21 protein-coding genes and 1 tRNA gene are annotated in these 18,370 nt (G+C 70.1%); 13 read left to right on the top strand and 9 right to left on the bottom strand.

Annotated features, from left to right (window positions below; translation table 11 throughout):
- Positions 1-435 precede the first annotated feature (435 nt).
- Positions 436-1,329: a bifunctional methylenetetrahydrofolate dehydrogenase/methenyltetrahydrofolate cyclohydrolase gene (locus tag DVK07_RS13470; RefSeq protein ID WP_121597545.1), complete on the bottom strand. Its 894-nt coding sequence runs from the start codon at positions 1,327-1,329 to the stop codon at positions 436-438.
- Between the two features lie 93 nt (positions 1,330-1,422).
- Positions 1,423-2,232, bottom strand: coding sequence for an aldo/keto reductase (locus DVK07_RS13465; protein ID WP_121597544.1), 810 nt, complete (start codon positions 2,230-2,232; stop codon positions 1,423-1,425).
- Between the two features lie 175 nt (positions 2,233-2,407).
- Between DVK07_RS13465 and DVK07_RS13460 the strand changes: the two genes are divergently transcribed.
- Positions 2,408-2,968 carry a hypothetical protein gene (locus tag DVK07_RS13460; protein WP_121597543.1) on the top strand — a complete coding sequence of 187 codons (561 nt, stop codon included), beginning with the start codon at positions 2,408-2,410 and terminating at the stop codon, positions 2,966-2,968.
- Position 2,969: 1 nt separating this feature from the next.
- Here DVK07_RS13460 and DVK07_RS13455 read toward each other — a convergent pair whose 3' ends face one another.
- The 3 genes from DVK07_RS13455 to DVK07_RS23350 all read right to left on the bottom strand — a co-directional run bounded on the left by DVK07_RS13455 (position 2,970) and on the right by DVK07_RS23350 (position 4,745).
- Entirely contained in the window at positions 2,970-3,728 is a 759-nt protein-coding gene (locus tag DVK07_RS13455; RefSeq protein WP_121597542.1) for a hypothetical protein, read from the bottom strand.
- 69 nt (positions 3,729-3,797) lie between these two features.
- On the bottom strand, positions 3,798-4,481 hold the full coding sequence (locus tag DVK07_RS13450; RefSeq protein WP_121597541.1) for an HAD family hydrolase: 684 nt from the start codon (positions 4,479-4,481) through the stop codon (positions 3,798-3,800).
- Between the two features lie 123 nt (positions 4,482-4,604).
- Positions 4,605-4,745: a hypothetical protein gene (locus DVK07_RS23350; protein ID WP_199719516.1), complete on the bottom strand. Its 141-nt coding sequence runs from the start codon at positions 4,743-4,745 to the stop codon at positions 4,605-4,607.
- Between the two features lie 126 nt (positions 4,746-4,871).
- On the opposite strand from DVK07_RS23350, the gene DVK07_RS13445 reads away from it, so the two are divergent.
- A complete protein-coding gene (locus DVK07_RS13445; RefSeq protein WP_121597540.1) occupies positions 4,872-6,011 on the top strand; it encodes a CBS domain-containing protein in 1,140 nt (379 codons plus the stop codon).
- A 64-nt stretch (positions 6,012-6,075) separates the two neighbouring features.
- Here DVK07_RS13445 and radB read toward each other — a convergent pair whose 3' ends face one another.
- The gene (radB, locus tag DVK07_RS13440) at positions 6,076-6,795 is read right to left on the bottom strand and encodes a DNA repair and recombination protein RadB (protein ID WP_121597539.1); all 720 of its coding nucleotides are present in this window, start codon (positions 6,793-6,795) and stop codon (positions 6,076-6,078) included.
- 175 nt (positions 6,796-6,970) lie between these two features.
- The gene (locus DVK07_RS13435) at positions 6,971-7,177 is read right to left on the bottom strand and encodes a cold-shock protein (protein ID WP_004595330.1); all 207 of its coding nucleotides are present in this window, start codon (positions 7,175-7,177) and stop codon (positions 6,971-6,973) included.
- Positions 7,178-7,385: 208 nt separating this feature from the next.
- Between DVK07_RS13435 and DVK07_RS13430 the strand changes: the two genes are divergently transcribed.
- From DVK07_RS13430 to DVK07_RS13415, 4 genes are all read left to right on the top strand, one after another.
- Positions 7,386-8,081, top strand: a complete 696-nt coding sequence (locus DVK07_RS13430) for an SCO family protein (protein WP_121597538.1) — start codon at positions 7,386-7,388, stop codon at positions 8,079-8,081.
- Positions 8,078-8,650 (top strand): TlpA disulfide reductase family protein, encoded by a 573-nt coding sequence (locus DVK07_RS13425; RefSeq protein WP_121597537.1) that lies wholly within the window; start codon positions 8,078-8,080, stop codon positions 8,648-8,650. The genes DVK07_RS13430 and DVK07_RS13425 overlap by 4 nt, the downstream gene beginning before the upstream one ends.
- 6 nt (positions 8,651-8,656) lie before the next feature.
- Positions 8,657-9,322 carry a cytochrome c biogenesis CcdA family protein gene (locus DVK07_RS13420; protein ID WP_121597536.1) on the top strand — a complete coding sequence of 222 codons (666 nt, stop codon included), beginning with the start codon at positions 8,657-8,659 and terminating at the stop codon, positions 9,320-9,322.
- A 111-nt stretch (positions 9,323-9,433) separates the two neighbouring features.
- Complete coding sequence (locus DVK07_RS13415) at positions 9,434-10,090, top strand: AIM24 family protein (protein ID WP_121597535.1); 657 nt, start codon at positions 9,434-9,436, stop codon at positions 10,088-10,090.
- 63 nt (positions 10,091-10,153) lie between these two features.
- On the opposite strand, the gene DVK07_RS13410 is transcribed toward DVK07_RS13415, so the two are convergent.
- Positions 10,154-11,509 carry a sodium-dependent transporter gene (locus tag DVK07_RS13410; RefSeq protein WP_121597534.1) on the bottom strand — a complete coding sequence of 452 codons (1,356 nt, stop codon included), beginning with the start codon at positions 11,507-11,509 and terminating at the stop codon, positions 10,154-10,156.
- Positions 11,510-11,724: 215 nt separating this feature from the next.
- Between DVK07_RS13410 and DVK07_RS13405 the strand changes: the two genes are divergently transcribed.
- The gene (locus DVK07_RS13405; protein WP_121597533.1) at positions 11,725-13,113 is read left to right on the top strand and encodes an NAD(P)/FAD-dependent oxidoreductase; all 1,389 of its coding nucleotides are present in this window, start codon (positions 11,725-11,727) and stop codon (positions 13,111-13,113) included.
- Positions 13,114-13,161: 48 nt separating this feature from the next.
- Here DVK07_RS13405 and DVK07_RS13400 read toward each other — a convergent pair whose 3' ends face one another.
- Positions 13,162-14,313 carry a Xaa-Pro peptidase family protein gene (locus DVK07_RS13400; protein WP_121597532.1) on the bottom strand — a complete coding sequence of 384 codons (1,152 nt, stop codon included), beginning with the start codon at positions 14,311-14,313 and terminating at the stop codon, positions 13,162-13,164.
- A 174-nt stretch (positions 14,314-14,487) separates the two neighbouring features.
- On the opposite strand from DVK07_RS13400, the gene DVK07_RS13395 reads away from it, so the two are divergent.
- From DVK07_RS13395 to DVK07_RS13370, 6 genes are all read left to right on the top strand, one after another.
- A tRNA-Val gene (locus DVK07_RS13395) sits at positions 14,488-14,562 on the top strand.
- 283 nt (positions 14,563-14,845) lie between these two features.
- Entirely contained in the window at positions 14,846-15,532 is a 687-nt protein-coding gene (locus tag DVK07_RS13390; protein ID WP_121597531.1) for an AAA family ATPase, read from the top strand.
- Positions 15,533-15,632: 100 nt separating this feature from the next.
- A complete protein-coding gene (locus DVK07_RS13385) occupies positions 15,633-15,917 on the top strand; it encodes a translation initiation factor eIF-1A (RefSeq protein ID WP_006628131.1) in 285 nt (94 codons plus the stop codon).
- A 231-nt stretch (positions 15,918-16,148) separates the two neighbouring features.
- Positions 16,149-16,487 (top strand): thioredoxin, encoded by a 339-nt coding sequence (trxA, locus tag DVK07_RS13380; protein ID WP_017344316.1) that lies wholly within the window; start codon positions 16,149-16,151, stop codon positions 16,485-16,487.
- A 40-nt stretch (positions 16,488-16,527) separates the two neighbouring features.
- Complete coding sequence (locus DVK07_RS13375; protein ID WP_121597530.1) at positions 16,528-17,670, top strand: aminotransferase class V-fold PLP-dependent enzyme; 1,143 nt, start codon at positions 16,528-16,530, stop codon at positions 17,668-17,670.
- Between the two features lie 109 nt (positions 17,671-17,779).
- Positions 17,780-18,340 (top strand): class I SAM-dependent methyltransferase, encoded by a 561-nt coding sequence (locus tag DVK07_RS13370; protein ID WP_017344314.1) that lies wholly within the window; start codon positions 17,780-17,782, stop codon positions 18,338-18,340.
- Positions 18,341-18,370: the final 30 nt, after the last annotated feature.

The raw sequence follows: 18,370 nt of genomic DNA, 5'->3' as shown, positions 1-18,370 counted from the left end.
GGGAGTCGCGGCGACGATCGCTTACTTATAAATAGACGGCGGTGGCGCGTGCCTGCGAGCGGCCGCCCTCGGCGGCCGCGAGGAGCACGCGCGAGGGAGTCGGCCGACCGAAGGGAGGCCGACGAGGCTGGGGAGGCGTGAGGCTGCGGTGCTGGGCGGAGCGGGGCGGGACTCAAAGGGGCAGCCGCGAGGCGGGCGCAGGCGACGCAAGCACCGCAGGAACGAACGAAGTGAGTGACGAGGAGCGCAGCGAGCGTGCGCCCGCCTCGCGGCTGGGGCTTTGGAGGCGTTCACCGCGGGAGCAACGACGTACGGCCGAGCGGCTGGGGCTTTGGCGGTGTTCGGTGTCGACCCCAAAGCAACTGTTTATAAACAACACTCGGTCGCTTATAAACGAAGACCGCCGGAACTCACGAAGTCCACAGCGTCCCCCTCCTAGTTCAACTCCACTTCAACGTCGTGCTGGAGCCCGGCAGCCTTCACCGTATTATAAAGGAGCATCGCGCGCGTCATCGGCCCCACCCCACCGGGAACCGGGGTAATCGCCCCCGCCACTTCGCTCGCCGACTCGTACTCCACGTCGCCGACGAGCTCGTACCCCTTCTCGGTGTCCGCGTCGACGCGATTGATCCCCACGTCGATCACGGTCGCGCCCTCCTTGAGCATCGAACCGTCGACGAACTCCGGGATGCCGGCGGCCGCGACGACCAGATCAGCCCCCCCCAGCTTCCCCTCCAAGTCCTCCGTTCGCGAGTGACAGACCGTCGTCGTCGCGTTGCCGGTCGGCGCCTTCTGGATCAGCAGGTTCGCCATGGGCTTGCCGACGATGTCGGAGCGGCCGACGACGACGGCGTCCGCCCCCTCGGTCTCCACGTCGTAGGCGGCGAGGAGCTTCTGGACGCCGTGGGGCGTACACGGTTTAAACCGCGCGTCGCCCGCGACGAGGCGCCCGACGTTCTCCGGGTGGAAGCCGTCCACGTCTTTCTCCGGGTCGATCCGCCGGAGGACGGTCCGCTTGTCGACGTGGTCGGGGACCGGAAGCTGGACCAAGATCCCGTGGACGTCGTCGCGGTCGTTGAGGTCGTCGATCGTCTCGTACAGCTCGCTCGCGGGCGCGTCGGCGTCGATCTCGACGTGGAAGGACTCGATCCCGACCTCCTCGCAGTCGCGCTGCTTCATCGAGACGTACGTCTCGCTGGCCGGGTCGTCGCTCATCAGCACCGTGGCGAGCCCCGGCTCGACGCCCTCCTCCGACAGCCGCGCCACCTCGTCGGCGACCGCGTCGCGCACGTCCGCCGCGACCGCCTCCCCGTCGATGATCTCTGTCATGTGTGACCGTCGTCGCCCCCGCGATAAAAATGACGCGGGATCGTGGTCATCGAACGCAGTTCATCCCCAATTTGATCCAAGAATACGGATCGTTTACTCCGGGAACAGCTCCGCCTCGCGCTCCACGGCGTCGATCGCGGCGACCTCGGACTCGGTCAGTTCGAGGTCGGCCGCCGCGAGGTTCGCGCGGAGGTGTGCCTCGCTCGACGCCTTTGGGATCGTCACGACCGGCTCCTTGCCGGCGGCCCACGCGATCGCGACCGCCTCGGGCGTCGTCCCGTGCGCGTCCGCGACCTCGGCGACGGCGTCGAGCTCGCGCACGCGACCGCCGGCGAGCGGCGAGTAGGCGACCACCGGATACCCGTGTTCGCGGGCGTGGTCGAGCAGCTTCGGTTTATAAAAGAGCGGATGAAGTTCGGTCTGATGGGCCGCGAGCGGCGCGTCGAGGACGTCGACCGCGCGGTCGAGGTCCGGGAACTCGAAGTTCGAGACGCCAACGTTCCGGACGAGGCCGTCGTCGACTAACCGGTCGAGCGCGGGCAGCGTTGCCTCCGGGTCGTAGTCACCCCGCGGCCGGTGGACGTACAGCAGGTCGATCGCGTCGACGCCCAGACGGTCCGCGCTCTCGCGGGCCGCGGGCGCGACGGCGTCGGCCGCGAGGTCGTCGATCCACAGCTTCGTCGCGACGGTCACGTCCTCACGGTCGAGGTCGCTCGCGGCGTCCACGGCGTCGTCGACGCCGGAATCACCGGCCAGCCCCGCGGCGAGCCCCTCGCCGACGACCGCCTCGTTGTCGTAGATCCGGGCGGTGTCGAGGTGGCGGTAGCCGAGCGAGAGCGCGGTCGCGACCGCGTCGGGGTCGTCGATCCCCATCGTTCCGAGGCCGACGGGCGGGAGGTCCATGACTGACACTGTCCCGGGGTCGGCCAAAAGCCCCCGGCTTCGTCCCCGCGCTCGAACCCGCGCCGCGAGCGGGTTTAAGTGGGTCGCGGCGGTGTATCCGACAACCCTCCATGACAGCGAACCCTTCGACTCGGCGTCTCCCCGCGCTGGACCGCCTCGATCCGGCGAGCCCCCGATGAGCCGAACCGGCGCGTGGTCGTTCGCGACGGTCGGCGGACGGGTCCGCGTCGCCCCCGACGAGATCCGGATCCGTCGAGGGGTCGTCGACGCCCTCCGCGGCGTTCCGCGGGCGCTCGCGGCGGGACGGGTCCCGCCCGAGCTCCGCGACGTCGGCTGGTCGGGCGTCGGCGCCGTGCTCGCGCTCGGTAGCTTGGTCCCGAACCTGTTGTGGGACGACGTCGGCGCGATCGGCGCCGGCGACCTCCTCGTCGCCGGCGTCGGTCTGCTCGCCGCCGTCGGCGGGGTCGCGGTCACGATCGCCCGCAGGCGCCGGGTCGCGATCCGGCTCGACGCCGTCGACTACGTCGCGTTCGAAGAGGAGGAACTGGTGGTCGTGTACGACGGAAACGGCGAAGGCGACGACACCCGAGAGACGCTCCGTCCCCGCGACGACGACGAGCGTGCGGACGCGGCGGTCGCGCTGCGCCTCCGCGGCGTCGAGCTCCGCGGCGTCGACGGCGACGAGCGCGTTTCCCGCACCGTCGTCGACGCGCCCGAGACGGAGCTCGTCGGGTGAGTCACCGCGTCACGGAGACCGTCCGCTCGACGGTCTCGTACCCCTGCGCTGCCAGCGCCTCGGCGTAGTACCGCCCTGCGGCCCACCCCTGCGGGAGCCGACGGAGGCCGAACCGACGCGTCGGCCGTAGCTCGACGTCGACGACGCTCCCGCCGTCCGGCGCCTCGCGCACCGCGACCGCGTAGGATCCCCACGGCTTCCCGCCGGCGGTCCCCTCGATGTCGACGGTCGCGACCGGTGGCCGATCCGACGCGCTCCCGGACTTATCGGTCCCGCTTTCACCGGCGATCGGGTCCCCCTCGCCGACGTCCACGGCGAGGTCGAGTTCGACCGTTCTGAGACCGAAGAGGTACGAGAACTCGTAGGTCGCGCCCGCTCCGGATGCGCCTTCGCCGACGGAATCGGTCGGGCTGGTCGCGCCGTCGCGCCGAACCTCGTCGGCGACGGCCCACTGGAACGCGAGGATCGGCGGCGTCGCCGTCGCGAACTCGCGGACGACGGCCTCGGGCGTCGCGTCCGTCCGGAGGCGGGTCGAGCCGCGCCGTCGGAACAGGGGCACGCGGAGCGCGGCGATGAGGACGGCGCCGACCGCCACGCCGGGCCAGAACGACAGCGCCGCGACCGCCGCGAGGGACGCGCCGACGGCGATCAGCGCGAGAGACCAGCTGGCGGCGCGCTCGGCGCGGCGGTAGCGGCCGACGACGGACCGCACGTCCGGCGCGTCTGGGTCGGTGGCCGGGCTCGCGGAGGGCGATGGCATGGTCGCGTTTCGGCGACGGGCCACATGCCCGTTTTGGTCGGGGCGGGTGGCGCGGATTCGGCCGCCGATTCAGACCTCGCCGTCCGTATCGGCCGGCGCCCGCCCGCAGATGCTCACAAGGTCGTGGAGGTCGTCGATCTCGTAGGTCGGGTGACAGGAGAGCTCCGTCGACCGGCGGTGGGGACGCCGGATGAACGCGGAGTCGATGCCGGCGTTGTCGGCCGCGCGGACGTCCGACTCGTTGTCCCCGACGAACAGCGCCGTCTCGGCGCCGAGATCCTCGAGGACGCGCTCGATGTAGTACGGCGAGGGCTTCTTCCGCGAGAGGCTGGCGACCGAGGGCTCGCGGCCGTACGCGGCCTCGAAGCGGCCCGCCAGCCCGAAGTGGTCGAGGAGGGCGTCGACGGTCGCCTGCTGGTTCGAGGAGACGACGCCGAGCGAGGCGTCCAGCGCGCGGAGCGCATCGACGTCGTCGTACGGCGTCTTCCGCCCCTTCCGGGCGGCGTCGATCTGCGCCGCGGCCGCGGTCTCGTCTCTGACACGCCAGAACTCCGCCGGGTCGACCCCGTAGCGCTCGCAGATGTCGGTCAGCGTCGCGGGGTCGACGCCGACGGCGACGTCGTCGACGTGGGCGAGGTCCGGGTCCTCGACGCCGAGGCTCACGAACGCGTCCCAGGCGGCCTCGCGGAGCGTGTCGAACGGCGTCCGCCCGACCAACACCCCGTCGTTGTCGAGGACGACGGCGTCGTACACGCATCGCCGTGGGTGGGTAACGGGCAAAAAGGTTTCACACGTCGGGAGCGCGGCGCCTCACGTCCCGGGAGCGCGGCGCCTCACGCCCCGGGAGGGCTGCGATCTGGGGCCGAGCGGGCGGCCTCACACGCCGAACAGCCGGAGGACGAGCCCGACTAACAGCGCGAGCGTGCCGACGATCACGCCGACGAAGGGGATCGGCACCGGCAGCGGAATCACGATCAGCGCGACCCCGACGGCGATCAGCGCGGTCGAGAGTTTCACGGGGTGACTTCGGTCGCGGCGCCCAAATACCTTCAGGCGAATTTCGACCGTCAGACGACGGTCGCCGCCGCGCGCGACGACTCCCGCACTTTCAATACCCGGCCCGTCGAATCCTCAGAACGGACTATGAACATCTCTGATATCGCAGCGCCGGAATACGTCGAGGTCGACGTCGACGAGCGGCTCGCCAAGGTCCGTTCTATCTTCGAGCGAGAGAACCCCAAGGGGATCGTCGTCGCCGAGGACGGCGAGTACGCCGGCGTCGTCGGCGAGAAACAGCTCATGCGCTCGCGCATGGAGGACGACACGAAGGTGTCCGCGGTGATGAAGCCCGCGCCCTCCGTCGACCGCCACGAGGACGTCCGCGAGACCGCGCGGCTCCTCGTCGAGGGCGACGTGAAGATCGCGCCCGTCTACGAGGGCGAGAAGCTCTTCGGGATCGTCACGGTCGACCAGATCCTCGAGGCCGTCATCGACAGCCTCGACGCGATCACCGTCGGCCAGATCGCCACCGAGGACGTGATCGGCATCGGCGAGACGGAGAGCGTCGGCCGCGCGATCAACCGCCTCCGGGAGAACGGCGTCTCCCGGCTGCCGGTCTTGGACGACGACGGCGACCTCGTCGGCGTCGTCACCACCAACGACATCGTGGAGTTCGTCGTCCGCGACCAGGAGCGACAGGGCAGCGGCGACCGCGCCGGGGACATCGACCGCATGCTCGACATCCCCGTCTACGACATCATGTCCAGCCCGGTCGTCACGGCGGCGAACGACGAGACCGCGCAGACGGTCGTCCAGCGCATGTTCGACAACGATGTCTCCGGGCTGGTCGTCACGCCCGAGGGCGCCGACACCGTCGCCGGGATGGTGACGAAGACCGACGTGCTGCGCGCGCTGACGTTCACCGAGCAGGACTCGATGGACGTCCAGATCACGAACGTCGACCTGCTGGAGGGAACCACCCGCGAGCACATCGTCGAGTCCATCGAACAGGTCGCGGACAAGTACGCGGACATGCACGTCATCCACGCGCACGTCCGGCTCCACGCGCACAAGGAGAAGCTCCGCGGCACGCCCCTGATCCAGTGTCAGATCCGCCTCCGCACCAACGAGGGCCAGGTCGGCGGCTCCGGCGAGGGGTACGGCGCCGAACACGCCTTCCACGTCGCGCTCGACAAGTTAGAGCGGAACGTCCTCGAGATCAAGGGCGTCAACGCCGACGAGGAGTACCGCGGCCAGCTCCTCCGCAAGCTCGGCGAGCTGTGAGGCGGTAGGCGTCGAACGAGCGGAGAACGTCGCCCGGCCGCTTTTTATTGCCTTTCTGCGACCGTCAGTCGGAGCGGTTCCCGTCCGCACCCTCCGCGAGCCCGTCGGCGACGATCCGGAACGTCGCGGTGTCGCCCGCCGGCTTCGACCGGTGCTTTTCGAGCGTCGCCCGGCGGTTCCCGCCGCGGAAGCGGTCGACGCGGAGGATCGCGCCGGTCCAGTGGTTGAGGGTGTTCCCGCCGAGCGCGCGGTCGCGGTCGCCCTCGGGGTCCGTGAACACCTGGTTCGTGATCACGACGGCGACGTCGTGGCGCCGGGCGAGAGAGAGGAGGTGCGTCACCTGCTTGGCGACCTTGCGGAGCGACTCGCCGCCCTCCGTGTCGCCGGCGCGCTCCAGCCGGTAGAAGCCGGTCGCGGAGTCCAACACGATCAGCTCGACCTCCTCGGCGAGCTCCTCGGCGTCCCGGACCGCCTCGCGCTGGTCGTCGAAGTCGTACGCCTCCGAGATGACGAGCCGCGAGGCGAGCTCCTCGAGGGTGTCGTCGCCGTCGCCCCGTTCGAGCCGCCCCTCGGCCATCTGTTCGAAGCGGTCGATCGAGAGCCCCTCGGTGTCGATGTAGAGGGCGCGGTCGCCCCCGGCCGCGACCTCGACCGCGGCGGCGAGCGCGAGGTTCGTCTTCCCCGCGGCCGGCGGCCCGTACACCTGCGTGACGACGCCGCGCTCGAAGCCGCCCCCCAACAGCTCGTCGACCGGTCGACAGCCGGTCGGGATCGGATCGCTCACTACCGGCCGGTTCGCTCGCGCTCGTATTTAAACGGTCGATTACGACGGGAACTGAGCAGTACGCGTCGCTCGCCGAGCTGTGATAAGTGTGAAAGAAACGGAGATGGCGCCGATCACGTCGAGCGACGGCCGAAATCCGGTGTTGCGTGCGGACGCGCTGTCCGCGATTCAGAGATTAGTTGCGGACGAGGTTCGTCGCGCGCGGTCCCTTGGGGGACGATTCGATGTCGAACTCCACTTCCTGACCCTCCTCGAGGTCCGGGCCGCCGACGTCTTCCATGTGGAAGAACACGTCTTCGTCGTCGTCGAGGTCGCCGTCGTCAGTCGAGATGAAACCGTAGCCGCCAGTGTCGTTGAAGAAATCAACCTTACCGTTTGCCATTGCGAATAAACACACAGCCGCGCCGGGGATAACCCTTGCGAGGGTCACGGTACCACGGGGGTTCCGGACGTTTGTCCACCGCCCCGATCGCACCGTAACGACCGTTCACGGCGGCTGGAACCACTTTTCGGGCGATTCCGGTCGTGTTCATCGCGCGCCACCAGGCGCGGGGTTCATTTACGAGCGACCACGTAGGTCGGACAACGACATGGACCGCCGCCACTTCCTCCGCTCGCTCGCCGCCACCGGCGCCGCCGCCGGCGCGACAGCCACCGCCGGCTGCGCCGGCGTCCTCGGCGATTCCGGTCCCGAGGGAACGATCCTCGGCCCGCCGGAGCAGACTCGGGGAGACCCGGTTCACCCGATCCAAGGCGACGAGATGCCCGAGTTCACCGTGCCCGACCCGATCACGGGCGAGGAGATATCGACGGCGCAGTTCGAGGGCGAGCGCGCGTTCCTGTGGACGATGTTCTACACCAACTGCCCCGACGGCGTCTGTCCGGCCCTCATCCTCCGCCTTCGGCGCGCACAGGAGGTCGCCGCCGAGGAGGGGTTCGAGGACGAGGCGGCGTTCCTCCCCACCACGTTCGACCCCGAGCGCGACACGGCCGAGGTCCTCCGGGAGTACGCGGGCCAGCGGGGCGTCGACCTCGACGCCGGCAACTGGCACTTCCTCCGCCCGGAGACGTACGAGCGCGGCCAGGAGCTGTTCGACGAGGAGTTCGGGCTCAAGATCGAGAAGGCGTTCGACAACGACTACGAGAGCCTGGAGTACACGTTCCCGCACTACGGGCTCATCCTCCTCGTCAACAAGCGGGGGATCGTCGAGCGCGCGTACCCGCGCGGGCCGGCCACCGACGTGGAACGGATCGTCGACGACTTCCGACGGGTGGTCACGGCGTGAGGCGACGGCACCTGCTGGCCGGGCTCGCGAGCGTCGGCGTCCTCGGCGGAGCGGGCGTCGTCGCGACCGGCGGAGTGCCGGACGCCCTCGGTGGCGAGTCAGCCGGTAGTCAAGGCGCCAGCGGGGACTCGGAGCCGATCGAGCCGGTGACGCTCGACACCATCGAGGCACCGGGCAGTCGCGACGGCGAGGTGACGCTTCCGGCGCCCGACCGGCCGACGTTCGTCGACTTCTTCGGGACGTGGTGTCCGCCCTGCGCCGAGCAGATGCCCGACCTCGCGGCGGCTCACGACCGGATCGGCGACGAGGTGCTGTTCGTCTCCGTCACGACGGAGCCGGTCGGGGAAGCCGTCAGCGAGGAGACGGTGGTCGACTGGTGGCGCGAGCACGACGGTGACTGGCTCGTCGCGGCCGACGTCTCTGCCGAACTCGCGGCGCGACTCAACGTCGGCAGCTATCCGAGCGCACGCGCCATGGACGCCTCCGGGCGCGTGCGCTGGGCGACCTCCGGCACCCACACCACCGAGGAGTTCGTCGCGGGCATCGAGCGCGTGGTCGGCGGTGACTGAGTCCCCATGACCGACGTCTCGCTCGCGACCAACGTCCCGCTGGCCGTGGCCGCGGGCGTGACCACGTTCTTTTCGCCGTGCGCGTACCCGCTCCTCCCCGGATACGTCGGCTTCTACGTGAACTCCGTCGACGCCGACTCCGCGTCCGTCGTCGGGGCGGGGGTTCGAGGGATCGCGGCCGCCGTCGGCGTGTTAGCGACGTTCGCGCTGCTCGCGGGCGCGACAGTCCGAGTCGGCTACTCGACGCTGTCGAACATCACCGTCTTCGAGACGCTCGTCGGAGCGCTGCTGATCGCATTCGGACTGCTCGTGGTCTCCGGGCGCATGCCGTCGATATCGGTGCCGCTGCCGGAGCGCCGGTCGAGCGTGCTCGGGTTCGGCGTCTTCGGGGCGGGGTACGCGCTGGCCGGGGCCGGCTGTGTGGCCCCGGTGTTTCTCAGCGTCGTCGCCCGGGCGATCGCCCTCCCGTCCGAGACGGCGGTACTCCTCCTCGGCGTCTACGGCGGCACCGTCGCCGTCCTGATGGCCGCGACCACCGTCGCGACCGGCGTCGGCCTCGTCAGCAACGCCAACCGGGTGATGGCCCACGCCGGCCTGCTGAAGCGGATCGCGGGCGCCGTGATGGTCGTCGCGGGGATCGGCCAGCTGTACCTCTCGCTGGTCGTGTACTGATCGACGGCGACGCGGCCGATCGGTGTCGGACGTTCCCGAGTCTCCCGTAGGTTCTTAAGTGATACCGCGGAATCTCCGTACAGCCGAACCGAACGGTTCGGTCCCCGTACCATGAACCTAGACGAGTTCACCGCCGAGAACGCACCGACCGACAGCGCGGAACCGTTCCAGCGCGAGAACAGCTACACCCTCGACGTCGACGTCGACGGCACCGTCATGGCGAAGGCCGGCTCGATGGTGGCGTTCACCGGCGACGTGTCGTTCACCGGGAAGGCCTCCGCGGAGGGCGGCATCACCGGCTTCCTCAAGGAGGCCGCCACCGGCGAGGGGACGCCGATCATGGCCGTCGAGGGACAGGGCCACGTCTACTTCGCGGACGACGGCAAGAAGGTACAGGTGGTCGAGCTCGACGCGGGCGAGTCGATAACGGTCAACGGCGAGGACGTGCTCGCGTTCGAGGAGTCGCTCTCCTACGAGATCAACACGATCGACAGCCTCGCCGGCGCGCTCGCCGGCGGCTTCAGCAACGTCTACCTCGAAGGGCCGGGGTACGTGGCGCTCACCACCCACGGCGACCCGATCGTGTTGGAGCCGCCGGTGGCGACCGACCCGAGCGCGACCGTCGCGTGGGGCGGCACCTCGCCCGACGTCGAGGTCAACCGGAGCCTCTCGGACATGATCGGTCAGGAGTCGGGCGAGCGCTACCAGATGCGCTTCGGCGGCTCCGGCGGCTTCGTCGTGGTCCAGCCGCGGGAAGAACACGTCTGAGGCGGGGCGCGACGCGCCGAACGGCCGGCGGCGACCCGGATCGGGCGACGCTTCCGAACCGCCCTACCGCGCGGCCAGCCAACTGGCGAAATCGCCGGTGAGGAAGCCGACGTAGTCGGTGATACCGAGGTACAACACGACGACCACGACGATCAGGATCGGGAGCCGGACCGCCCAGATCCAGGCGGCGTCGAGACCGCCGACGTCGACGACGCCTTTTCGCAGTTCCTCGCGGGCGACGTCCGGGATCACCCAGCCGACGAACAGCGCGAGCAGCAGCGAGCCGAGCACGAGCAAGATCCCGTCCGCGAGCCCGTCGTACAGGCCGAGAAAGATCGAGTCGATCGTGACCGGCACGCCGAGCAGGAACACCGCGGCGCCCAGCGCGGCCGACGCCGGCACGCGGGCGACCCCGAGCTCGTCGATCAGGTAGGAGACGAGCACTTCGAGGATGCTGATCGCCGAGGAGAGCGCGGCGATCCCGACCATGCCGAAGAAGACGACTCCGAGGACTCGGCCCGCGGGGATCCCCGCGAACGCGGCGGTGAGGCTCACGAAGATCGTCCGCGGACCGCCGGCACCCGGCTCGATCCCGATCGTGAAGAGGACCGGGAAGACGACGAAGCCGACGAGGACGGCGACGAGCGTGTCCAGCGCCGCGATGATCCCGGCGTCGGCCGCGAGGTTCCGGTCCTCGCCGAGGTAGGAGGCGTAGGTGATCATCACGCCCATCCCGAGCGAGAGGGTGAAGAACGCCTGCCCGGCGGCGGCCGGCAGGATCTCGGTCCAGTTCGCGGCGATCGTGCCGAAGTCGGGCGAGAGGTAGTAGGCGTACGCCGCGCTCGCGCCGTCGAGCGTGGACCCGTACGCGGCCAGGCCGACGAGCAGGACGAGGATGGCGGGCACCATCACCTTCACGCTCAGTTCGATCCCCCGCCTGACGCCGGCGGCGATGATGCCGACGACGAGCAGCATGAACAGGGCGTGGAAGACGAGCGCGTCGAGCCCGGTCGAGACCGACTCGTACAGCGCGTCCGCGGCCGTCGGGTCGGCGACGGTGAACCCCTCCGTGGCCCCGATGAGCGTGTACCGGAGGAACCAGCCCGCGACGACGCTGTAGTACGAGAGGATGACGAACCCGGTGACGACGAACAGCCACCCGGCGTGCGACCAGACGCCGCTCCCCAGCTCCCGGAGCGCGCCGACGGGGTTCCGGTCGGTCCGCCGCCCGATGACGAACTCGACGAGGATCGCCGGGAACCCGACCAGCGCGACGAACGCTAAGTAGGTGATCAGAAACGACGATCCGCCGTACTGGCCGGTGATAAACGGGAACCGCCAGATGTTCCCGAGCCCGACCGCGCTCCCGACCGCGGCGAGGATGAACCCCATCCGCGTCGCCCACGTCTCGCGTGCCATTGGTGTCGGAGAGAGATCCCCAACCGTGTAAAAGCGTGTCTCTCCGCCGCTCTCACCGATAATCATCGAACGTGATCAATCGGGCACCGGCGTGGCGAGGACGGGTTGGCGCCGAGGGACCCTCAAAGCCGCCGAGGGTCGCCCCGGAGCGACGGTAAAGACCGATCCGCGTCGGGGACCGTGAATTTAATAGCCGGACGGGAACCTCACGGGGTATGGAACGCGTAGACGTCGCGATCGTGGGCGGCGGGCCGGCCGGGTCGTCCGCGGCGCACGCGGCGGCGACCGGCGGCGCGGACGCGCTGGTCATCGAGAAGGGGGTCCCTCGGGCCGACCGCGACCGCCTCGGTCCGGACTCGACCGACGCGGCCGGCATCCTCGACTACTGGGTGGACATCATGGGGATCCACCCCGACGAGTTCGACGACGGGGTCGTTCAGCGCGAGCTGAACCGCGCGGAGTTCCGCGGGCCCGACGAGGCGGCGACGCTCACCGCCACCGGCATCGACTCCTCGTACGACAAGTTCGGGTACACCTTCCAGCGCGCGCGCTTCGACGACTGGCTCCGCGACCGCGCCGAGGACGCGGGCGCCGAGTACCGCGTCGGCACCTCCGTGCGCGGCGTCGACACCGACCTCTCGGTCGCGCCCGCCGACGACGACCCGCGGCACGCGCTCGAACTCGCGGACGGCGGGACCGTCGGCGCCGACTTCGTCGTCCTCGCCGACGGTCCCCAGCGCACCGTGACGAACCGCGTCCTCGACGAGTACCTGCCGGCGGACGCGGCCGCCTCCGAGCGGTTGGCCTCCCGCACCGCGAACCACATCGCCTACCAGGAGTACCGGCGCGTCCCCGAGGAGGTGTTCGAGGCGGTCAACGACGCCATCGTCTTCTGGTGGGGCGTGATGCCCGGCGAGACCGCGTATCCGTGGATATTCCCGAACGCGGACCGCGTCTGTCGGGTCGGGCTGACGATGCCGATCGGCCTCGACATCGACGAGGTCGACGCCTCGGAGTACGCGCTGCTCCGCGAGGACGACGAGTCGATCCCGCAGGGCGGCGAGTACATCCGTCGCCTCTTGGAGTGGCAGTACGGCGACGAGTACGACGTCGAGGAAGACTTCCCGGTCGTCGAGGAGGCGGGCAAGCGGAACGGGACGGAGACTTACCCCATCTCGTCGACCCGACCGATCGACTCGCCCGTCGACGCCGGCATCGCTGTCGCGGGCGGCGCGATGGGGACGACCTCGGCGTTCCACGAGGGCGGCGACCACGTCGCGGTCCGCACCGGCGCGATCGCGGGCGAACTCGCCGCCGAGGGCGACCTGGCCGCGTACAACCGCCGCTGGAAGGAGGCGATCGGCGACGAGATCGTCCGCAACGTGACGATGGCCGACATGGTCGCGGAGTACGGCCCGGACGACTGGAACCGGGTCATCGGCGCCGCGGACGCGATGCTCGCCGCCGAGACGGGCGGTAGCTTGCTCTCGCAGCCGTACCGCTCCGGCTGGGAGTCGGCCAAGCTCCTCCTCGGCTACAAGTGGAACAAGCGCCGGGTGAAGAAGGACTACGTCGGCATCGACGAAAGCGAGTACGTGTACTGACGCCGCGTTCGCGCGGAGATCCGCCCGGCGCCGGCGGTATCGCCCTCCTTACCGGAGCACCGGCGCCGCTAACTCGACGGGTTCGGTATCGATCCCCGCGACGTCGACCGGCTCGACCTCGTGAGTCGGCCAGCGGCCCGTCTTCGTGAGCCGCTCGGTCAGGTCGGACGCCACGAGGTGCGTGTCCTCGCTTTTCGTCCCGCGAACCGTCGGATTCCACGCGTAGCCCATCGGGCGCCGGACCGGCTCGTCGCTCTCGGGGGTCGCGATCCACTCTCGGCCAGCGAACCCGGCCGCGCCGCCCTGATGGTGTTGCTCCCACTCGTCGGCGAAGCCGACCGCGTCGTACGCCGCTCGGATGGCCTCGAAGACGTCGCCGGCGGTGTCGGGGGCGACGGATTCGGGCCCGTCGTCGGAGCCGTCGCCGCCCTCGGAGAGCGCTCCGGCCGCGGCGGCCTCGGTGGCTCGGAGCGCGGTCGCCTCGACGCGCGCCGCGGCGCGGTGGCGCTCCTCGAACCAGTCGGGGGCGTCGAAGGCGACGGTCCGCGTCATCGAGGCGTACAGCCCCGCGCGCTCGGCGGTGACCGACACGAGCGCGTAGTCGCCGAGGGCGGCGTCGCTCGGCGTGTAGTGGCGGAACGCCTGCGCCCGCTCCGCGCCGCCGACGAGGACGACCGGCGTATCCACGTCGCGGGAGGCGAGCGAGATGTCGATGCCCGCCGCGACCTCGTACTCGGGGTCGTCGGGTTCGAGGTTCCGGCAGACCGTCTCCACGGCGGCCGCGACCTCGCGGCCCAGCTCGCGGTAGCGCTCGACGTCGTCGTCGGTGAGCGGCTGTCTGAGCCGGCTGCCGTCGACGGCCTCGAAGCCGGGTACGTCGAAGTCGGCGGCCGCGGGGGCGGGCGAGCGCTCGGCGACCGCCTCGGCGAGCGAGCCGGCGTGCCACGGGACCGACTCGACCGCGAACGCGTCCGGGAGCTCCTCGTCGGCGAGCCGGTCCGCCTCGATGTTGTCGGTGATCACGCGGAGGTCGCCGTCGTAGCCGGCGGCGGCGACGCCCGTCGTCGCGTCGGCGTCGACGACGTTGTCGCCGCCGGTGAGCCACGCGAACCCGTTCGGGCGGGCGAACCAGACCGCTTCGAGCCCGCGCTCGTCGAGGTACGCGTCGAGCCTCTCCGTGCGGGCGGCAAGGTCGACCATACGGACGGACTGTCGGCGAGCGGGTAAAAACGGTCGAAAAGCCTCGCGCACCGTCGACTTCGGGGGCCCGCCGTCGCCCGATCGGCGGGTGGTGACTCACCCCGCCCGGATCCCCGAAACGAAAGGTTCAATTACGTCCCCCGGATACGACGAAATGCGTCAGTAAGCCCCTGCGGGTTGGTAGTCTAGTCCGGTTATGACACCTCCTTGACATGGAGGAGGCCGGCAGTTCAAATCTGCCCCAACCCATTTTCGTCGACACCGCAACCGCGAGCGACAGCGAGCGGTCCGTGTCGACAAAATGGTGCCGCGGATTTGAAGCAGGGAACGGAGCGAGCGGAGTGACTGAGGTTCAAATCTGCCCCAACCCACCCCTTTATACGCGAAAACCGCAGGACGGTGAGAGGTGTTTATATCTACGCGCCGTTCGCCGAACGACTGTGTTCACGATGTCGCGACACGGAGTTGGGCGTTACGTGGTCTACGCCCCGATGCGAAGTTTCTTTTACCTCACACCGGAGGCTACGGGTAGATGAGAGACCGAGGCGGTCGAGCGTCGGACCGGACCGAATCGCCGACTTCGAACGGTGAACCGGCGGATTCGCTCGATCCGACGCGGTCGACCTCCTCCGCCACGATCGCCGACGACGAGGGCCCGACCGGACGGCTGGTCGTCGTCTGCGGGCTGCCCGGCGTCGGCAAGACGACCGTCGCCGAGCGGGTCGCGGACCACGTCGACGGGCGGATCCGCCGCACCGACGTGATACGCAAGGAACTGTTCGACGACCCCGAGTACACGGACGCGGAGACCGAGGCCGTCTACGCCGAACTCCTCGCACGCGCCCGCGACGACGTCGAGGCCGGCGACGCCGTCGTCCTCGACGCGACGTTCGCTGACGCCCGGTTCCGGGCGGACGCCCGCGAGACCGCCGCCGCGGCCGCCGCCGAGTTCGACCTCGTCGAGGTCGCCTGCGACGAGGCCGTCGTCGAGCGCCGGATCGAGCGCCGCGACGGGATCAGCGACGCCGACTTCGAGATCCACCTCCACTTCAAGGAGCTGTTCGACGAGGTGGCGACCGACCACGTCGTCGTCGACAACTCCGGGACCGAGGCGGAGACGTTCGCGCAGGTGGACGCCGCGTTCGGGGAGAACGTGGCCGGCGAAGACCAGCCGACCGGCCGCGGCGACCGATCGGCCCCGGTCACCGACGCGGAGTGAGCGTCGCCCTCCGCGGTACCGGTTTCGTGCGAACATATCGCGTGACGCGGGCACACACGCGTCTCCCATCACTTATACGGGCGAGCGCACTACGGGTGGTATGAGCGAAGAATCCGGGCGGAAGAACCTCCGCATGCCCAACGACGACGAAGTGTTCGCCGTGGTGACCGAGCACCTCGGCGGCAACCACGTTCAGCTGCGCTGCGCCGACGGCGTCGAGCGGCTCGGCCGAATTCCCGGCCGCATGAAGTACCGCACGTGGATCAGCGAGGGCGACGTGGTCCTCGCCGAGCCGTGGGACTGGCAGGACGAGAAGGCGAACGTCGAGTGGCGCTACGAGGACGAGGACGCCGACCAGCTCCGCCGCGAAGGCCACATTCAGTAGTCGAACTACCCGCACCGCGTCGCTGTCGACCGACTTCTCGCGGTTTCTCTCCACTCCGATACGACCCCGGTCGGGCGGCCGCTCGCTCGACCGTACCGGTTTTCGAACGCCGATAGCGACCGCATCGGCCCGTATCGCGACGGAGCCGGACGGGAAACACGCATCTGGGCCATCGTAGTATTGTGGAAACTATCCAAAACCATTATTACCACGAGGCGCGTACGGCTTGGTATGAGTTCGACAGAAGCCGCACCCGGAGAGCCGATCCAGCTGACCGACGCCGACGCGTTCGACGAACAAGTGGCCGACGGCGTCGTCCTCGTCGACTTCTACGCCGACTGGTGCGGCCCGTGTCAGATGATGGAGCCCGCCGTCGAGGCGGTCGCGGAAGACACCGACGCGACGGTGCTGAAGGTCGACGTCGACGTCCACCAGGCGTTAGCCGGCGAGTACGGCGTTCAGGGCATCCCGACGCTGCTCGTGTTCGCGGACGGCGAACTGGTCAATCAGATGGTCGGCGCGCAGACCGAGGAGGCGCTGGCGGACGCGGTCCGCCAGGCCGACGCCTGATCCGAGCGAGACCCGCCGCGGCGCCGCCGAAACCGACACCATGAGAACGATCCAACTCGACGACGACCGTATGACCCCCAGAGAGCTTCGCGCGGACGTCCCGGCGCTCGGCGACGCGGCGTACTTCAACTTCGGCGCGCACGGGCCGAGCCCCGAGTACGTCGTCGAGGCGGCCGGGTCGTTCGTCGCGGACCACGAGTACGGCTCCGCGACGACCGACCCGTACGAACACGCGTTCGAGACGTACGACCGGGTGCGCGAGCGGATCGCCGAGTTCGTCGGCGCCGACCCGGAGGAGATCGCGCTCACCGAGAGCACGACCGACGGGATCAACCGCGTCGCCGGCGCGATCGACTGGGAACCGGGCGACGTCGTCGTCCGGACCGACCTCGAACACCCGGCCGGCGTCCTCCCGTGGCAGCGCCTCGAACGCGAGGGCGTCGAGGTGCGCGTGTTGGAGACCGAGGACGGCCGCGTCGACCGCGACGAGTACGCCGAGGCGGTCGCGGACGCCCGCCTCGTCTGCTTCAGCGCGATCACGTGGACCCACGGCACCCGCCTCCCCGTCGCCGACCTCGTCGAGGTCGCGAACGAGGCGGGCGCGTTCACCCTCGTCGACGCGGTCCAGTCGCCGGGACAGGTCGCGATGGACGTGAGCGAGTGGGGCGCGGACGCGGTCGCCGCCGCCGGCCACAAGTGGACGCTCGGCCCGTGGGGAGCCGGCTTCCTCTACGTCGACCGCGACGCCGCGGCCGACCTCGAACCCCGCGCCGTCGGCTACCGGGGCGTCGAGGACCCGACCGGCGACGAGATCGAGTTCAAGCCCGCGGCGGGGCGCTTCGAGATCGGAACGACGACGGCCGCGGCCCACGTCGGCCTCGTCGAGGCGCTCGACGCGGTCGACGCCGTCGGTCTCGACGCGATCGAGTCGCGGATCGAGTCGCTAACCGACCGTCTCAAGGACGGCGTCCCGGAGGACCGACTGCGCAGCCCGCGAGAGTACGAGTCGGGGCTCGTCACGATCGACGTCGACGACCCGGAAGCGACCGTCGAGCGGCTCGGGGAGCAGGACATCGTCGTGCGGTCGCTGCCGCATCCGAACGGGATCCGGGCGTCGGTCCACGCCGTCTCGACCGAGGCCGAGATCGACCGGCTCGTCGAGGCGCTGGAACCGGAGTGGTGAGGCGGGGCGGAGCGAGACGCGGCGGCCCGTGGCAGCGCGACCGCCGTCGCGAGGGACGCCCGTGCCGCGCGATCGGACGCGTTTTGTCACTCCGCGCGCAAGACCGGGCATGGGATTCCACACGTTCGACGCCGAGGGCGCTGACCGCTTGGAGCGACCGGCGGTGCGGTATCGCTGGGTGTCCGCCGAGGAGCTGATCGGTCCGTTCGCGGCGGACGCGTTCGGCGTCCTCGCGGACCTGGGAAGCGGCACCGGCTTCTACACCGACGACGTCGCCGAGCACGCCGAGACCGTCTACGGCGTCGACGTCCAGTCCGAGATGCACGAGTACTACCGCGAGAAGGGCGTCCCCGACAACGTCGACCTCGTCGCGAGCGACGTGTCGGACCTCCCGTTCGCGGACGGCGAGCTCGACGGCGCGTTCTCGACGATGACGTACCACGAGTTCGGCAGCCCGGAAGCGATCGAGGAGGTCGCCCGCGTCCTCCGCTCGGACGGGCGGTTCGTCGTCTTCGACTGGTCGGCCGACGGCGACGGCGAGCACGGCCCGCCTGTCGACGAGCGCTTTTCGGTGAGCGACGCGCGCGACGCGCTCGCCGAGGCCGGGTTCGACGTCGAGCGCGCCGAGACGCGGACCGAGACCTTCGCGCTCGTCTCGCGGGCGCCGTAGGCGACGGCTCCCGACGGTGGTATCGAGCGA

Origin of the sequence: Halorubrum sp. Atlit-26R (assembly GCF_003666015.1) — an archaeon.
Taxonomy (GTDB): domain Archaea; phylum Halobacteriota; class Halobacteria; order Halobacteriales; family Haloferacaceae; genus Halorubrum.
Note: the sequence above shows the minus strand (reverse complement) of the source record. Positions and strands in the feature narration are given on the sequence as shown.

Excerpts from the sequence above, each read along its gene's own strand:
- DVK07_RS13470 (WP_121597545.1), bottom strand. The coding sequence starts at position 1,329 with ATGACAGAGATCATCGACGGGGAGGCGGTCGCGGCGGACGTGCGCGAC.
- DVK07_RS13465 (WP_121597544.1), bottom strand. The coding sequence starts at position 2,232 with ATGGACCTCCCGCCCGTCGGCCTCGGAACGATGGGGATCGACGACCCC.
- DVK07_RS13460 (WP_121597543.1), top strand. The coding sequence starts at position 2,408 with ATGAGCCGAACCGGCGCGTGGTCGTTCGCGACGGTCGGCGGACGGGTC.
- DVK07_RS13455 (WP_121597542.1), bottom strand. The coding sequence starts at position 3,728 with ATGCCATCGCCCTCCGCGAGCCCGGCCACCGACCCAGACGCGCCGGAC.
- DVK07_RS13445 (WP_121597540.1), top strand. The coding sequence starts at position 4,872 with ATGAACATCTCTGATATCGCAGCGCCGGAATACGTCGAGGTCGACGTC.
- DVK07_RS13435 (WP_004595330.1), bottom strand. The coding sequence starts at position 7,177 with ATGGCAAACGGTAAGGTTGATTTCTTCAACGACACTGGCGGCTACGGT.
- DVK07_RS13430 (WP_121597538.1), top strand. The coding sequence starts at position 7,386 with ATGGACCGCCGCCACTTCCTCCGCTCGCTCGCCGCCACCGGCGCCGCC.
- DVK07_RS13420 (WP_121597536.1), top strand. The coding sequence starts at position 8,657 with ATGACCGACGTCTCGCTCGCGACCAACGTCCCGCTGGCCGTGGCCGCG.
- DVK07_RS13415 (WP_121597535.1), top strand. The coding sequence starts at position 9,434 with ATGAACCTAGACGAGTTCACCGCCGAGAACGCACCGACCGACAGCGCG.
- DVK07_RS13410 (WP_121597534.1), bottom strand. The coding sequence starts at position 11,509 with ATGGCACGCGAGACGTGGGCGACGCGGATGGGGTTCATCCTCGCCGCG.
- DVK07_RS13405 (WP_121597533.1), top strand. The coding sequence starts at position 11,725 with ATGGAACGCGTAGACGTCGCGATCGTGGGCGGCGGGCCGGCCGGGTCG.
- DVK07_RS13400 (WP_121597532.1), bottom strand. The coding sequence starts at position 14,313 with ATGGTCGACCTTGCCGCCCGCACGGAGAGGCTCGACGCGTACCTCGAC.
- DVK07_RS13390 (WP_121597531.1), top strand. The coding sequence starts at position 14,846 with ATGAGAGACCGAGGCGGTCGAGCGTCGGACCGGACCGAATCGCCGACT.
- DVK07_RS13385 (WP_006628131.1), top strand. The coding sequence starts at position 15,633 with ATGAGCGAAGAATCCGGGCGGAAGAACCTCCGCATGCCCAACGACGAC.
- trxA (WP_017344316.1), top strand. The coding sequence starts at position 16,149 with ATGAGTTCGACAGAAGCCGCACCCGGAGAGCCGATCCAGCTGACCGAC.
- DVK07_RS13375 (WP_121597530.1), top strand. The coding sequence starts at position 16,528 with ATGAGAACGATCCAACTCGACGACGACCGTATGACCCCCAGAGAGCTT.
- DVK07_RS13370 (WP_017344314.1), top strand. The coding sequence starts at position 17,780 with ATGGGATTCCACACGTTCGACGCCGAGGGCGCTGACCGCTTGGAGCGA.